We start from the raw sequence: 14790 nt of genomic DNA on the forward strand, positions 1-14790 counted from the left end.
ACCTCGGCCCGACCCGTTCCCGGGCAGCGCCCGCCCCGGCCGTGTCCGGTCCGCCCCCGCAGTCGTCTCCATGGTGGGAGTCTCTCAGTGGCCTGCCGAGACGTTGAATCCTTCCGGCGCTTAGGCCACTTCAGCCCCCTCGGGATGGGGCGTGCGCGGGGAACCGCCGAGATGCCGCTTCCGGGCGGCACGCTGCTGGAGCGTCTCGGCCGTGTCCGGCGGCTCCTGATCGGACGCGATCGGCCCGTGGTCTGCCGTGATCGCTTCACCGGCCGCGAGCACATTCCCGCGGACGACGGCCTGCGAGCGTTCTTGGAGATCACCGCCGCCGACGAACTCGACGTACTGGCCCACAACGAGGAACTGGCCGAGCGGTACGGCCCAGCCCCGTGCCGGCTGTTGGCCGGAGCGGGCGACCTGCTGTCCGCCCCGGCCCGGGACGTCTGCGCCCGGCAGCTCGCCCCGCGCAGCGCGCTCCCGGACCACTGATCACCGAGTTCGACCGACTCGTACCGGCCGCGGCCGGAGCCCGAACGCTTGAGGTCAGCGAACACTTTTACCCGCCACTGATGGCATGACCCGGTCAAATCTGCCAGGCTTCCCGCAGCCGTCGCCCTGACCACAGGGAGACGCAACGGAAATCTCACCCCAGCGATCGCGCAAGCGATGCGCGCAGCCCCCGGCTGCCCCCGGCGCACCCAGGCCGTCAGGGCGGCCACCGAGCAGGCCGGAATCCCGGCCGCCTCAAAGGAGTTTCGTGTGAGACCGACCCCCCACAAGGCCCTCGCCGCGAGCGCACTGGGCATCGCCGCGTTGGCCGCCGCCCTGCTCCCCGTCACCCCGGCGGCAGCCGCTCCGCCCAACGCCGCACCCCTGGCCGCCGCATGCACTCCGGCCCAGGTGGTCACCAACGGTGGTTTCGAGAGCGGGACTTCGCCCTGGACCCAGTCGTCGTCGACCGTGATCACCAGCCGTTCCGGTCAGAGCGCCCACGGCGGCACCAGCTTCGCCTGGCTGAACGGTGTCGGCAGTACGCACACCGACACCCTCTCGCAGAGCGTCACGATCCCGTCCGGGTGCAGCAGCGCCACGCTCACCTTCTGGCTGCACATCGACACCGCCGAGACGACCTCGTCGACCGCGTACGACAAGCTGACGGCGAAGATCGGCAGTACGACACTGGCGACGTACTCGAACCTCAACAAGGCCACCGGCTACGTGCAGAAGTCGTTCGACGTGTCGGCGTTCGCGGGCCAGACCGTGAGCCTCGCCTTCACCGGGACCGAGGACTCCAGCCTCCAGACGAGCTTCGTCCTCGACGACATCGCCCTCGACACCTCCGGCGGCACGACCCCGCCGGCGGACTCCACGCGCACGCCGGCCGCCCCCTCGTACACCGTCAGCCTGAGCAGCAACTCGAGCGGCACGGGCTGGACCGGCCACGAGAGCGCGACGTTCACCAACGCCTCCTCCACCGCGCTCAGCGAGGTGTACCTGAGGCTGTGGGACAACTACCACGGCACCTGCTCCGCGATGCCGATCACGGTCAGCAACGTCACCGGGGGTACCGCGGGCGCCCTGTCGGTCGGCTGCACCGCCCTGCAGATCGCCCTCCCGACCCCGCTGGCGCAGGGCCAGTCGACCACGATCGGCTTCGACCTGGGGATCACCGTCCCCAGCGGCGCCGACCGCTTCGGCTACGACGGCGCGTTCAGCATGATCGGCAACGCGCTGCCGGTCCTCGCCATCAAGGACGGCTCGGGCTGGCACCTGGACCCGTACACCAACAACGGCGAGTCGTTCTACTCCCTGGCCGCCGACTTCAAGGTGACCCTCGACCACCCGACCACCCTGCTGGTCCCGGCCACGGGCACCTCGGTGGACACCCCCGGCTCCAGCGGACGCACGGTCACCACGGCCACCGCCTCCAAGGTCCGTGACTTCGCGTGGGCGGCGGGCCCGTTCACCAAGATCTCGGGTACGTCGACGGCGGGCACCCCGATCAACATCTACTCCGTCTCGGGGATCAGTTCGTCCAGCGCACAGTCCATGCTCACCACCGCGAAGACCGCGGTGGACGCCCATGCGGGCCGCTTCGGCGCCTACCCGTACGGCGAGTTGGACGCCGTGATCGACAACAACTTCTGGTTCGGCGGCATGGAGTACCCGGGGTTCGTCCTCGACCTGGTCTCCACCACGGCGCTCACCCATGAGATCGGGCACCAGTGGTTCTACGGGATCGTCGGCGACGACGAGTACAACAGCCCGTGGCTGGACGAGGCGTTCACCGACTACGCCACCGACCTGGCGCTGGGCAGTACCGGCACGAACTGCTGGAACAGCGTCTCCTGGGCCTCGACGGCGGAGAAGATCACCAACTCGATGGCCTACTGGGACGCCCACTCGTCCCGGTACTCCACCGTCGTCTACGGATACGGCAAGTGCGCCCTGCACGATCTGCGGCGCGTCCTCGGTGACACCACCATGGCCAAGCTGCTGAAGGACTACGCCACGTCGCACTGGTACGGCGTCTCGACCACGGCCGAGTTCAAGGCGGCCGCCCAGGCCGCCACGACCACGGACCTGACCTCGTTCTGGACCCAGCACCGCATCGACGGCTGATACGGCGCCGGTTCGCCGCGGTTGGCCCCTCGGGGTGTCATCCGCGGCGAACCGACGACCGGGGCGTGCGTGATCAACCGTCTCCTTCCAGCGGCCACCGCGGACGTTGGGTAAGAACTTGATAACCCTCCGCAACCCCGCCGACCAGGCGTTTTTGTCGAATCATGGGGGTTTTCGGCGCTTTTCGCACGAGGATGGAGCCTTCGTCCGGTCGCAGGCTCGGCAATGACATGGATAACCTCAAAAGCGAACATTTCGCCCATATGGGCGTGATCCGTTTGTGGGGGGACCCGTCACGTCAGGAGCCACACGTGAATTCCACACTCCGCAGCCGCTGCGCCAAGGCGATCGGCGCCGGCGCGCTCTCCGTCACTCTGCTGTCGGCCGGGACGGCGGGCGCCTTCGCCGCGTCCCCGAGCGCGGCCTCACCGAGCCCGAGGCCGACCATGACCGGCAGCGCGAAGCCGCACATCACCGGCACCGCCAAGCCCACCAAGACCGGCATGCCCAAGCCCACCAAGACCGGCATGCCCAAGCCCACCAGGACCGGCATGGGCATGGCCAACGGCTCGATCACCGCCAAGGTGAGCAAGGCCCAGGTGCACCCCGGGCAGTCGGTGACGCTCACCGGACGCGCCAAGGGAGTGAAGGTCGGCACCAAGGTGGTACTGCTGCACATGCGCAACGGTAAGTGGACCGCTCTGAAGTCCAGCACCGTGCTCAAGAACGGCAGCAGCTACTCCCTGATCACCAAGCTCAACAACAAGGGCACGGAGCAGCTCCGGGTCATGGCGGGCAAGATCGTCTCGCCGACCGTCCTCGTGACGGTGAAGTGACCCGCCGGCACCGCGACGAGAGGGCCGACCCGGCATGGGTCGGCCCTTTCACGGTTCGATGAGTCCGGCCCTGATCGCGTACCGGGTGAGTTCGAGGCGGTCGCGCAGGCCGAGCTTCTGCAGCAGGTTCGCCCGATGGCTCTCCACGGTCTTGGCGCTGATGTAGAGCAGTTCGGCGATCTCCTTCGTCGTATGGCCTTCGGCGACCAGCTTGAGCACCTCCTCCTCGCGGTCGGTGACGGTCCGCACGGGCAGTCCCTCGCCGCGTCGCATCCGCTCCAGGTAGGTGCGTACGAGCGCGGTCTCGGCGCCGGGATAGATGAACGGCTCGTCGCGCATCGCCGCCCGGCATGCCTCGACCAGGTCGCGGTCGGCGACCGACTTCAGCACGTAACCGCAGGCCCCGGCCTTGAGCGCCTCGAAGAAGTACTGCTCGTTGTCGTACATCGTCAGGATGAGGATGCGCAGGTCCGGAAGGCGGCGGGAGAGCTCGCGGGCCGCCTGGAGCCCGGTCATCCGGGGCATCGCGATGTCGAGGACGGCGAGGTCCACGTCCGTGTCGCGGGCCCGCGCGACCGCTTCGGCCCCGTCCCCGGCCTCGGCCACGACGCTCAGGTCCGGTTCGCCGTCCAGGATGAGCCGTACGCCACGGCGCACGAGCGTGTGGTCGTCGGCGAGCAGAACCCGAGTGGGCCGACCCCAGCCGGACTGCCGGTCGGGCACGGACGGCACAGACGGCACAGACGGCACAGGCGGCACAGACGTCATCGGTCTCCCTCGCATGCGGTCGCGGCACGGAGCTGCGGCGGTACGCCAGTGTTCGGTGCGCCGGTCTTCGCCGCGCCGGTCTTCGCCGAGATCCGCAGCCGTACGTCGGTGCCCACCCCCGGCCCGGCCCCGACCGAGAGCGCGGCGCCGATCAGCAGGGCCCGCTCCCGCATACCGCTGATCCCCGCCCCTTCCCGCAGCCGGCCGGGGCCCCTGCCGTTGTCCCGTACGAGGAGCTCGACGCCGTCGCCGCCGTCCACGCCGACGACCCGCCGCAACCGCAGTTCGGCGCGATCGGCGCCAGCGTGCCGGGCCGTGTTGGTGAGCCCTTCCTGAGCCACCCGGTAGACCACGAGTTCCGTCTCCTTCGTCAGCGACGGCAGATCTCCGTCGAGGTGATGGCGTACGGACAGGCCGTGCGTGGTGAACTCGGCCGCCAGCGACCGCAGCGCGCTGTGCAGCCCGAGTTCCTCCAGGACACCGGGGCGCAGCCGGCGGGCGATGCGGCGGATCTCGTCCAGGCTGCCGCGGGTCGCCTCCTGCGCCTGCCGTACCTCCTCCCGCAGCTCCCCGGGCACCTGGTCGGCGACCCGCTTGAGCTGCAGCAGCACGGCGGTCAGGGTCTGGCCCACCTCGTCGTGGAGCTCCTGGGAGATGCGTCGGCGCTCGCCCTCCTGCGCGGAGAGCGCGCGGGCCGAACTGGTGGCGCGCTCGGTCTCCAGCCGGTCGAGCATGGTGTTGTACGTGGTGATCAGCCCGGCGACCTCCGCGGGGCCGGTCACGGGTGCCCGGGCCCCGGGATGCAGCAGGTCGGCGGCGGCCATGGCCCGGCCGAGCCGTTGCAGCGGGGCCAGTCCTATCCGCAGCACGAGCGCGTTGACGACGAGCAACACCGCGAGCCCCGCGACGACGACCAGCACCTCGCCCGGCAGTATCGGCGTCGACACGGTGACCGGGCCCAGCAGCAGCGCGGTGGCCACGGTCAGGCCCGCGGCGTTGAGCAGGAAGATCCGCCGGAACAGCGACACGTTCTTCTGTCCGTCCCTTCCCGCCCCTGCGGCCCTTCCGAGCTGCGGCGACGCCGCTGTCCCGGTCAGCTTCGCGCCTGTCGAGCGGTCGTGTCCATCCGTGCCAGCACCCATGTCGCCACCGTACGGGGGATGGCAGCATGACCGTTTTGCACGGGAACGCAGGACCGCGACTCGACCAACAAGGGGAGATCATGTCCACGCCACGCCTTCGGGCGACGCCACTGCCGGGCATCGGGGTCCAGTACGACCTCATGACGCGCGAACAGCGCCACCTGTCGGTGGTGGCGCACCGCGACGGCGCCCGTACCGTGAGCGTGTACCGCGCCGACGACCCCGACTCCTGCGCCCAGTCGCTGCGGCTGACGAGCGGCGAGGCGGCCTCGCTGATCGACGCGCTGAAGCCCTCCCACCACAGCCCGAGCCTGCTCTACACCACCGACCTCGGACTGATCGCCGAGCGCATCGAGATCGCCGCGACCTCCCGCTGGAACGGCCGGGTACTGGGCGAGACCCGGATGCGGACCGAGACCGGCGCGTCGGTGGTGGCGGTGCTGCGCCGCGCCGAGGCCATCCCCTCCCCGACCCCGGACTTCCGGCTGGCGGGCGGGGACACCCTGATCGTCGTCGGCACCCGCGAAGGCGTCGACGGCGCCGCGGCGATACTCGGACGGGAGTGAGCGCGTGCACTCTGCTGTTCTGCTGATCGAGTTCGGCGCCATCATCCTGTGTCTCGGGCTGCTCGGGCGGGCCGCCGCCCGGCTGCGGTTCTCCCCCATCCCGCTGTATCTGCTGGCCGGTCTCGCCTTCGGCGAGGGCGGGCTGCTCCCGCTCGGCGCGAGCGAGGAGTTCGTCGCCACCGGCGCCGAGATCGGCGTCATCCTGCTGCTGCTGATGCTCGGCCTGGAGTACACGGCCAGCGATCTGGTCTCCCACCTCAAGGCCCACTACCCCTCGGGCCTGGTCGACTGCACCCTCAACGCTCTGCCCGGCGCGGCCGCCGCGCTGCTGCTCGGCTGGGGTCCGGTGGCCGCCGTGGTCCTGGCGGGCGTCACCTGGATCTCCTCGTCCGGTGTCATCGCCAAGGTGCTGGGCGACCTGGGGCGGGTGGGCAACCGGGAGACACCGGTGATCCTCAGCATCCTCGTCCTGGAGGACCTGGCGATGGCGGTCTACCTGCCCATCGTCACCGCGCTGGTGGCCGGGGTCGGGCTGGCCGCGGGCAGTGTGACGCTCGCGATCGCCCTGGGAGCCGCCGGACTCGTCCTGTTCGTGGCCGTCCGCTACGGCCGTGTCATCTCCCGCTTCGTCTCCAGCGACGACCCCGAGAAGCTGCTGCTCGTCGTGCTGGGCCTGACGATCCTCGTCGCGGGCATCGCGCAGCAGCTCCAGGTCTCCGCCGCCGTCGGGGCGTTCCTGGTCGGCATCGCCCTGTCCGGGGAGGTCGCGGAGGGCGCGCACACGCTGCTCAGCCCGTTGCGGGACCTCTTCGCGGCGATCTTCTTCGTCTTCTTCGGACTGCACACCGACCCGGCGAGCATCCCGCCGGTGCTGCTGCCCGCGCTCGCGCTGGCCGTCGTCACGGCTCTGACGAAGATCGCCACCGGGTACTGGGCGGCGCGCCGGGCCGGTATCTCCGTGGGTGGCCGGTGGCGGGCGGGCGGCGCGCTGGTCGCGCGCGGCGAGTTTTCCATCGTCATCGCCGGGCTCGCGGTCACGGCCGGCATCGAGCCCTCACTCGGCCCGCTGGCCACGGCGTACGTGCTGATCCTGGTCGTACTCGGCCCGCTCACCGCCCGCTACACCCAGCCGCTGGCCGAACGGCTCACGGCCCGGTTCGGCCTCTTTGAGCGCCGGGGCCGCGCGGCACAGCCCGAGGGGGCGGAACCGGAACGGCCCGAGGCGGAGGGTGAGGCCCGGCAGCAGACCGCCGTCGGGGACTGAGCCGGGCCGATCGAGCAGAGGGGCCTACGCGTCCGCGCCCCTCCACCCCTGCCCCCGCAGCACCTCCGACACGTCCGGCGCCCGGTAGTGCTCCCCCTTGAGCACCTTGCCGTCGGCCCGGCGGGCGACGCGGCCGTCGGGACCCAGCTTCGTCATGTTGGAGCGGTGGACCTCGGCGATCACCGCGTCGAGGTCGATGCCGTGGACGAGCGCGGTGCCGTACGCCACGTACACGACGTCGGCCAACTCGTGCGCCAGCCGGTCCAGCGGGCCCGCGACCGAGACCTCGGCGACTTCGGCGGCCTCCTCGGCGAGCAGTTCACCGCGGTGGGCGGCCAGCGCCGGGGAGACCTCGGTCGGCGTGCTGCGCGCGTCGAGCCCGAAGGCGAGATGGAACTCACGGACCAGGGAAGCCGGGGAGGGAGAAGCCGGGGAGGGAACGGGAGACGGGGAAGAAGTGACCGGGGAGTCGGGCGAGGTCTGCATCCGCCGACCCTACCGAGCCGATACCCCACCCCCGCCGGCCCGATGTCGCACCCCTACGGGCCCCTACCGGCCCCCTCTCGCCCCCCTCTCGCCCCCCTCCCGGCCTCCTCTCGGCCCCGCCCTGGTCAGGACGGCACCCCGGCTGGCAGGATCGCGCGCATGTTCCTGGCACTCCCCCATATCGACCGGCGCCGCGCGCTGTTCGGCTCGGCCGCCGCGCTCGTGGTGTTCGGGCTGCTGTTGTGGTGGCTGCTGCCGCTGGGCGAGGAGTCGCCGGGCGGCAGGATCACCTTCAGCACGGGCACCCCGACCGGGGTGTACCAGAAGTACGGCACGCTGCTGCAGACCGCGCTCGCCAAGGACATGCCGCGCCTGGACGTCCGGCTGAAGAACAGCGACGGCTCGCAGGAGAACGTCCGCCGGGTGGCCACGGGCCAGGCCGACTTCACCATCGCGGCGGCCGACGCGGTGGAGACGTACATCCTGGAGAACAAGCCGGGCGCGGGCCAACTGCGCGGCTGCGCCCGGCTGTACGACGACTATGTGCACCTGGTCGTCCCGCGCTCCTCGTCCGTGCAGTCGGTGGCGGACCTGCGGGGCAAGAGGGTCGCCGTGGGGCCGGACGGTTCCGGGGTACGGCTGATAGCGGAGCATGTTCTACAGGCGGCCGGACTCGACTCCGCGAAGGACATCAAGCCGTTTCCGGACGGCATCGGCACCATGCCGGACCTGCTCGAACAGCACAAGATCGACGCCTTCTTCTGGTCGGGCGGCCTGCCGACGAGCGCGGTGCAGCAGCTCTCGAAGAGCTTCGCCGTCAGGCTGATACCGATCACCGGCGACCTCGTCGCGAAACTGCACGAGCAGGGCGGCGCAGCCCGCTACTACCGGTCCGCGGTGATGCCCGCCGACGCCTACCCCGAGGCCCAGCAGGGCTCGTCCATACAGACGCTGGCGGTGGCGAACTTCCTGATCACCCGGGAGGACTCGGACGCCCGGCTCACCGAGGAGCTCACCCGCACGGTGATCAACAGCCGCGACGGCATCGGCCGTCAGGTGCACGCGGCCCAGCTGGTGGACCTGCGCACGGCCATCTACACGGACCCGCTGCCCCTGCACGAGGGCGCCCGGCGCTACTACCGCTCGGTCAAGCCGTAGCGCGGGCCGCCTCCCGGCCACAGCCCCCGGCCGTGGCCGCCCCGCTCACGACTCGGGCCGCGACCTCGGCACCGTCACCGTCACCTTGAGGCCATGCGGCTCGTGACGGGCGTACGCGATGGACCCGCCGCCCGCCGAGAGCAGCACCCGCGAGATGGACAGGCCCAGGCCCGAGCCCTTGATGTTCTGGTGCCCCGCGCTGCGCCAGAAGCGGTCGCCGATGCGGGCCAGTTCCTCGTCGCTGAGGCCCGGACCGCGGTCGGTGACGACCACCGTCGAGACCTCGCCGTTCGACGCGACCGCCACCTCGACGTCCTCGCCCTCGGGCGTGAACTTCAGCGCGTTGTCGATCACCGCGTCCAGGGCGCTGGACAGGGTGACCGGGTCGGCCCAGGCGGTGGTGGCCGGGCAGGTCCCCGTCAGGCGTACGCCCTTGCTGTCGGCCAGTGGTGACCAGGACGCGACGCGCTCGGCCGCCAGCTCACCGATGTCGGTCAGCCGCAGGTCCGCCTCGGCGTGCTCGGCGAGCGCCAGGTCGAGCAGGTCGTCCAGGACCTCGGCGAGGCGCTTGCCCTCGGTGCGGACCGACGCGATCTCCTCATTGTCCTCCGGCAGTTCGAGCGCGAGCAGTTCGATGCGCAGCAGCAGCGCCGAGAGCGGGTTGCGCAACTGGTGCGAGGCGTCGGCGACGAAGGCGCGCTGCTGCTCCAGGACGTCTTCGACGTTGTCCGCCATCTCGTTGAACGACCGGGCCAGGCGCCTGAGTTCCGGCGGACCGCCCGCGACCGCGACCCGCGACTTCAGCCGCCCGGTCGCGATGTCGTGGGTGGTGGCGTCGAGGACGCGTACGGGCCTGAGCACCCAGCCGGTGAGCCGCAGCGCCGCGCCGAGGGCGAGGAGCATCGCGGCGACCTCGCCCGCGCCGATGATCACCCAGCCGTGCAGGATCTTCGAACGCATCTGTCCGGTGGGCGAGTCGGTGACCACGACCGCGATGACGTCACCGTCCCGGATGACCGGCGACGCGACGACGAGCCGGTCGCGCTGCCACGGCCAGACCTGCTCCGGGTCGTGGCTGCGGCGGCCCAGGAGCGCCTCGTTGAAGGCGTCGCGCCCCTCGCCCTTCCCGACCACGTACCAGTTCTCGGGCGCGTTGGCCATGGGGGCGAGGTCGCGGTAGAAGACGCCGACACGGATGCCGTACACCTCGTAGTACGCGACGAGTTCCTTGCGCAGGGTCTCCCCGCGCTCGTCCGTCGTGCCCACCCGGGAGCCGCCGGCCGGCTGGTCGGTGACGAACTGCGCGAGGGCGGCGAAGCGTGCCGTGTCGTCGATGCGGTCGACGACCACACGCTGTTGCTCGGCGGCCGCGACACTCACGGCGAGCGGGATGCCGAGCGCGAGCAGCACGGCTGCCATCAGGACGATGAGCAGCGGAAGAAGGCGAGTGCGCACCGGTGCACGCTACGCCGCGGGAGCGACGAGCCGGTACCCCACGCCGCGCACGGTCTCGATCAGCGCCGGCATGCGCAGCTTGGAGCGCAGGGACGCGACATGCACCTCCAGGGTGCGCCCGGTCCCCTCCCAACTGGTGCGCCACACCTCGCTGATGATCTGCTCCCGGCGGAAGACCACCCCGGGCCGCTGGGCGAGCAGCGCGAGCAGGTCGAACTCCTTGCGGGTCAGTTGGACGACCGAACCGTCGACGCTGACCTGGCGGGTGGGCAGTTCGATGCGGACCGGCCCGAGCCGCAGTGCGCTGTCGCCGGAACCGGCGGCGTCGTCGGGGACGCTGCGCCGGCTGACGGCGTGGATACGGGCGAGCAGTTCCCCGGTGTCGTAGGGCTTCACCACGTAGTCGTCGGCGCCGAGGTTGAGGCCGTGGATCCGGGACCGTACGTCGGAACGGGCGGTGACCATGATCACCGGAGTGCTGGTGCGTTTGCGGATCTTGCCGCAGACCTCGTAGCCGTCCTGGTCGGGCAGGCCCAGGTCGAGCAGGACCACGCCGAAGCCGTCACTTTCCGGAACCAGCGCCTGCAGGGCCTCCTCACCGCTGCGGGCGTGCGTCACGTCGAAGCCGTGTCGCGCCAGCACCGCGGACAGGGCAGCCGCGACGTGGTTGTCGTCCTCGACGAGCAGCAGTCTCACTCCGGCCCCCTCCGGTTCATCGGTCGTACGGTCCGATCCTGTTGGATCGCGGCGCACACGCGTGTGCACCAAGGAAGTCACGCCGATGGATCACGACGGCGTCAAGAGGCTTCGGGTCGCGGAGGGCTTCCGTTACCCAGCCGGTACGCGGCCGGTACGCGGTCGCGCAACAGCTGCTACGACACGTGTCCGATTGCTACCGGATCGTGATGCTCAAGTTCCCCTCAGATGTAATGACGCTGGTCGCACGGGGTCACTACTGTCCACCGAAACCGAGGAGGACGGAGCCCCAGAGCGATGACCGAAGTATCGGTGGCCAAGGATGCCGTGGCCGCGACCGAGGACCTGGTCGTCCTGAAGAGCGTCAACAAGCACTTCGGCGCGTTGCACGTGCTCCAGGACATCGACCTGACGATCGCACGTGGCGAGGTCGTCGTGGTCATCGGACCCTCCGGGTCCGGGAAGTCCACCCTGTGCCGCACCATCAACCGCCTGGAGACGATCGATTCGGGCGACATCACGATCGACGGCAAGCCGCTGCCCGACGAGGGCAAGGCACTGGCCCGGCTGCGGGCCGACGTGGGCATGGTCTTCCAGTCCTTCAACCTCTTCGCGCACAAGACGGTGCTCGAGAACGTGATGCTGGGTCAGATCAAGGTCCGCAAGGCCGACAAGAAGGCGGCCGAGGAGAAGGCCCGCGCACTGCTCGACCGGGTGGGCGTGGGCACCCAGGCGGACAAGTACCCCGCACAGTTGTCGGGCGGTCAGCAGCAGCGGGTCGCGATCGCGCGGGCGCTGGCGATGGACCCCAAGGTCATGCTCTTCGACGAGCCGACCTCGGCACTCGACCCCGAGATGATCAACGAGGTCCTGGAGGTCATGCAGCAGCTCGCGAGCGACGGCATGACGATGATCGTCGTCACCCACGAGATGGGCTTCGCTCGTTCGGCTGCCAACCGGGTCGTCTTCATGGCCGACGGTCGCATCGTCGAAGAGGCCGTCCCGGACCAGTTCTTCAGCAATCCCCGCAGCGACCGCGCCAAGGACTTCCTGTCGAAGATCCTTCACCACTGACGGCCTGCGCTTCGTCATCGCTGAGGTTCGTTCCTGAACCGACGTTCATCGCTTGCGTTCATCGCTTGCGTTCATCGCTTGCGTTCATCGCTTGCGTTCATCACTGAAGCCCATGCCTGAAGACCTGCATCTCCTCCCCACCCAAAGGATGTTCACCATGAAGCTCCGCAAGGTCACCGCCGCCTCGGCCGTCCTCCTCGCCCTCTCCGTGAGCGCCACCGCGTGTGGCGGCGACAACTCGGACAGCGGCTCGGGCGGCGGCAAGAAGATCAAGGTCGGTATCAAGTTCGACCAGCCGGGTCTCGGCCTGAAGCAGCCCGACGGCTCCTTCGCGGGCTTCGACGTGGACGTGGCCACCTACGTCGCCAAGGAACTCGGCTACAAGCCGGACCAGATCCAGTGGGTGGAGACCAAGAGCGCCGACCGCGAGAACGCGCTGCAGCGCGGCGACGTGAAGTTCATCGCCGCCACCTACTCGATCACGGACGAGCGCAAGCAGAAGGTGGACTTCGCCGGCCCTTACCTGCTGGCCCACCAGGACCTGCTGGTCAAGAAGGACTCGAAGATCGCCAAGGGCACGGATCTGAACGGCAAGAGCCTGTGCTCCGTGACCGGTTCGACCTCCGCACAGAACGTCCAGAAGACGATCGCCCCGAAGGCCAACCTGAAGTCGAACAGCGCCTACTCGGAGTGCATCGCCAGCCTGCAGAGCGGCGCGGTGGACGCGGTGACCACCGATGACTCGATCCTCGCGGGCTTCGCGGCGCAGGACAAGTACAAGGGCCAGTTCAAGCTCGCCGGTCTGAAGCTCAGCAACGAGAACTACGGCGTCGGCGTCAAGAAGGGCGACACCGCGACCGTGGACAAGATCAACAAGGCGCTGGAGAAGATGGTCAGCGACGGCTCCTGGCAGAAGGCGGTCGACAAGAACTTCGGCCCGGCCAAGTACAACAACGAGCAGGCCCCGAAGGTCGGCCAGATCGTCAAGTAACGCGGAACACCGCCGGCGCTCATTCCGGCGGATGACGCAGGGTCGCCGAGGCGCGCCGCCTGTCGCTTTTCCCGGCGGCGCGCCCTGCCCTCCACGTACTCCACACACCCGGAAGCGCGGGAGATCGTGTTCGACTTTCTTCAAGGTTATGACGTCCTGGGGGCCTTCTGGATGACGGTGAAACTCACCGTCCTCTCCGCGGTCGGCTCCCTGCTCTGGGGCACCCTGCTGGCCGCGATGCGGGTCAGCCCGGTCCCGCTCATGCGCGGGTTCGGCACCGTCTACGTGAACATCGTCCGGAACATTCCGCTGACGATCATCATCCTGTTCGCCTCGCTCGGTCTCGCCGACATCTTCGGTGTGACGATGGGCGCCTCCGACTTCAAGGTCCAGGGCTTCCGCCTGGCGGTCTTCGGTCTGATCGGCTACACGGCCGCCTTCGTCTGCGAGGCGATCCGCTCCGGCATCAACACCGTGCCGCTCGGCCAGGCCGAGGCCGCCCGCGCGATCGGGCTGAGCTTCAGCCAGACCCTCCGCCTGATCGTGCTGCCCCAGGCGTTGCGCGCGGTCATCGGCCCGCTGGCCAACGTCCTGATCGCCCTGACGAAGAACACCACCGTCGCGGCCGCCATCGGCGTCGCCGAGGCCGCGGCCCTGATGAAGACGATGATCGAGAACGAGGCTCAGACGCTGGCGATCGGCGCGGTCTTCGCCCTCGGCTTCGTGGTCCTGACCCTGCCCACCGGCCTGCTCCTGGGCTGGCTCGGCAAGCGACTGGCGGTGAAGCGATGAGCTCCGTCCTCTACGACACTCCGGGCCCCCGCGCCAAGCGGCGCAACGTGCTCGTCTCCGTCGTCTTCTTCGTCCTGCTCGCCGCTCTGGTCTGGTGGATCTGGCGGACGCTGGACGACAAACAGCAGCTGCACTGGGCCCTGTGGCAGCCGTTCACCACGTCCCAGGCCTGGACGACCTACCTTCTGCCGGGCCTTGCCAACACCCTGAAGGCGGCGGCGCTGGCCATGGTCATCGCCCTTCCGCTCGGGGCCGTCTTCGGCATCGCCCGCCTGTCCGACCACCGCTGGGTGCGGATCGTGGCAGGTGTGGTCGTCGAGTTCTTCCGGGCGATCCCGGTACTGCTGCTGATGCTGTTCGCCAACGAGTTCTACAGCCGCTACACGCAGGTCACCAGCGACGAGCGGCCCCTCTACGCGGTGGTCACCGGCTTGGTGCTCTACAACGCCTCGGTCCTCGCCGAGGTCGTCCGGGCCGGCATTCTCGCCCTGCCCAAGGGGCAGTCGGAGGCGGCGTACGCGATCGGTCTACGCAAGGGGCAGACGATGACCAGCATCCTGCTCCCGCAAGCGGTCACCACCATGCTGCCGACAATCGTCAGCCAGCTCGTGGTCATCGTGAAGGACACGGCGCTGGGTGGCGTGATGATCGGTTTCACCGAGTTGCTCAACCAGCGCGGCACGCTCGCGGCCAACTACGCCAACGTCATCGCCAGCTTCGTCGTCGTGGCGGTCATCTACATCGTGCTGAACTTCCTCCTCACCAGCTTCGCCTCCTGGCTGGAGCGCAGGCTACGGCGCAGCAAGCGGAGCACAGGCGCGGTCCTCGGGGTCGAGGAGGTCGAGAAGCTCAACGCGGCCGAGGTCGGCGGCGCCTACGGGACCGGCGCGGCAGCTTGATCTGACGGGCACGCCCTCACCCGACGCATCATCGGGCGACC

15 protein-coding genes are annotated in these 14790 nt (G+C 69.7%); 10 read left to right on the forward strand and 5 right to left on the reverse strand.

Features of this window, described 5'->3' with window-relative positions:
• The first annotated feature begins 171 nt into the window (after positions 1–171).
• The 3 genes from ACFZDJ_RS42970 (at position 172) to ACFZDJ_RS42980 (ending at position 3458) form a co-directional block, all read left to right on the forward strand.
• The gene (locus ACFZDJ_RS42970) at positions 172–489 is read left to right on the forward strand and encodes a hypothetical protein (protein ID WP_391067486.1); all 318 of its coding nucleotides are present in this window, start codon (positions 172–174) and stop codon (positions 487–489) included.
• Positions 490–759: 270 nt separating this feature from the next.
• Entirely contained in the window at positions 760–2622 is a 1863-nt protein-coding gene (locus ACFZDJ_RS42975; RefSeq protein WP_391067488.1) for a M1 family aminopeptidase, read from the forward strand.
• A gap of 311 nt (positions 2623–2933) precedes the next feature.
• Entirely contained in the window at positions 2934–3458 is a 525-nt protein-coding gene (locus tag ACFZDJ_RS42980) for a hypothetical protein (RefSeq protein ID WP_391067490.1), read from the forward strand.
• A gap of 48 nt (positions 3459–3506) precedes the next feature.
• On the opposite strand, the gene ACFZDJ_RS42985 is transcribed toward ACFZDJ_RS42980, so the two are convergent.
• Both ACFZDJ_RS42985 and ACFZDJ_RS42990 read right to left on the reverse strand, forming a co-directional pair.
• Entirely contained in the window at positions 3507–4241 is a 735-nt protein-coding gene (locus ACFZDJ_RS42985; protein WP_391067492.1) for a response regulator, read from the reverse strand.
• Positions 4223–5254, reverse strand: coding sequence for a histidine kinase (locus ACFZDJ_RS42990; protein WP_391067544.1), 1032 nt, complete (start codon positions 5252–5254; stop codon positions 4223–4225). Before ACFZDJ_RS42990 ends, ACFZDJ_RS42985 begins: the two co-directional genes overlap by 19 nt.
• Positions 5255–5448: 194 nt before the next feature.
• Between ACFZDJ_RS42990 and ACFZDJ_RS42995 the strand changes: the two genes are divergently transcribed.
• On the forward strand, positions 5449–5934 hold the full coding sequence (locus ACFZDJ_RS42995) for a cation:proton antiporter regulatory subunit (protein ID WP_054229957.1): 486 nt from the start codon (positions 5449–5451) through the stop codon (positions 5932–5934).
• Positions 5935–5938: 4 nt separating this feature from the next.
• Positions 5939–7198 (forward strand): cation:proton antiporter, encoded by a 1260-nt coding sequence (locus ACFZDJ_RS43000; protein ID WP_391067494.1) that lies wholly within the window; start codon positions 5939–5941, stop codon positions 7196–7198.
• A 24-nt stretch (positions 7199–7222) separates the two neighbouring features.
• On the opposite strand, the gene ACFZDJ_RS43005 is transcribed toward ACFZDJ_RS43000, so the two are convergent.
• Positions 7223–7684: a MazG nucleotide pyrophosphohydrolase domain-containing protein gene (locus ACFZDJ_RS43005; protein WP_391067496.1), complete on the reverse strand. Its 462-nt coding sequence runs from the start codon at positions 7682–7684 to the stop codon at positions 7223–7225.
• A 159-nt stretch (positions 7685–7843) separates the two neighbouring features.
• On the opposite strand from ACFZDJ_RS43005, the gene ACFZDJ_RS43010 reads away from it, so the two are divergent.
• Positions 7844–8842, forward strand: coding sequence for a TAXI family TRAP transporter solute-binding subunit (locus ACFZDJ_RS43010; protein WP_391067499.1), 999 nt, complete (start codon positions 7844–7846; stop codon positions 8840–8842).
• A 45-nt stretch (positions 8843–8887) separates the two neighbouring features.
• Here the strand turns inward: ACFZDJ_RS43010 and ACFZDJ_RS43015 are convergent, their stop codons facing one another.
• Entirely contained in the window at positions 8888–10297 is a 1410-nt protein-coding gene (locus tag ACFZDJ_RS43015; protein WP_384915647.1) for an ATP-binding protein, read from the reverse strand.
• A 9-nt stretch (positions 10298–10306) separates the two neighbouring features.
• Entirely contained in the window at positions 10307–10993 is a 687-nt protein-coding gene (locus ACFZDJ_RS43020) for a response regulator transcription factor (protein WP_168511806.1), read from the reverse strand.
• 297 nt (positions 10994–11290) lie between these two features.
• Between ACFZDJ_RS43020 and ACFZDJ_RS43025 the strand changes: the two genes are divergently transcribed.
• The 4 genes from ACFZDJ_RS43025 (at position 11291) to ACFZDJ_RS43040 (ending at position 14749) form a co-directional block, all read left to right on the forward strand.
• Complete coding sequence (locus tag ACFZDJ_RS43025; RefSeq protein ID WP_384915644.1) at positions 11291–12067, forward strand: amino acid ABC transporter ATP-binding protein; 777 nt, start codon at positions 11291–11293, stop codon at positions 12065–12067.
• A 157-nt stretch (positions 12068–12224) separates the two neighbouring features.
• Entirely contained in the window at positions 12225–13058 is an 834-nt protein-coding gene (locus tag ACFZDJ_RS43030) for a transporter substrate-binding domain-containing protein (protein WP_391067504.1), read from the forward strand.
• Positions 13059–13184: 126 nt separating this feature from the next.
• Positions 13185–13850, forward strand: a complete 666-nt coding sequence (locus ACFZDJ_RS43035) for an amino acid ABC transporter permease (RefSeq protein WP_384915638.1) — start codon at positions 13185–13187, stop codon at positions 13848–13850.
• Positions 13847–14749 carry an amino acid ABC transporter permease gene (locus tag ACFZDJ_RS43040; RefSeq protein WP_168511799.1) on the forward strand — a complete coding sequence of 301 codons (903 nt, stop codon included), beginning with the start codon at positions 13847–13849 and terminating at the stop codon, positions 14747–14749. The genes ACFZDJ_RS43035 and ACFZDJ_RS43040 overlap by 4 nt, the downstream gene beginning before the upstream one ends.
• The last annotated feature ends 41 nt before the right edge of the window (positions 14750–14790 follow it).

Origin of the sequence: Streptomyces sp. NPDC007896 (assembly GCF_042959425.1) — a bacterium.
GTDB lineage: Bacteria > Actinomycetota > Actinomycetes > Streptomycetales > Streptomycetaceae > Streptomyces.

What these genes read in the sequence shown, in the direction of transcription:
- ACFZDJ_RS43025 (WP_384915644.1), top strand. Translation starts at nt 11,291, where the DNA reads ATGACCGAAGTATCGGTGGCCAAGGATGCCGTGGCCGCGACCGAGGAC.
- ACFZDJ_RS43010 (WP_391067499.1), top strand. Translation starts at nt 7,844, where the DNA reads ATGTTCCTGGCACTCCCCCATATCGACCGGCGCCGCGCGCTGTTCGGC.
- ACFZDJ_RS42970 (WP_391067486.1), top strand. Translation starts at nt 172, where the DNA reads ATGCCGCTTCCGGGCGGCACGCTGCTGGAGCGTCTCGGCCGTGTCCGG.
- ACFZDJ_RS43005 (WP_391067496.1), bottom strand. Translation starts at nt 7,684, where the DNA reads ATGCAGACCTCGCCCGACTCCCCGGTCACTTCTTCCCCGTCTCCCGTT.
- ACFZDJ_RS42985 (WP_391067492.1), bottom strand. Translation starts at nt 4,241, where the DNA reads ATGCGAGGGAGACCGATGACGTCTGTGCCGCCTGTGCCGTCTGTGCCG.
- ACFZDJ_RS43030 (WP_391067504.1), top strand. Translation starts at nt 12,225, where the DNA reads ATGAAGCTCCGCAAGGTCACCGCCGCCTCGGCCGTCCTCCTCGCCCTC.
- ACFZDJ_RS42995 (WP_054229957.1), top strand. Translation starts at nt 5,449, where the DNA reads ATGTCCACGCCACGCCTTCGGGCGACGCCACTGCCGGGCATCGGGGTC.
- ACFZDJ_RS43040 (WP_168511799.1), top strand. Translation starts at nt 13,847, where the DNA reads ATGAGCTCCGTCCTCTACGACACTCCGGGCCCCCGCGCCAAGCGGCGC.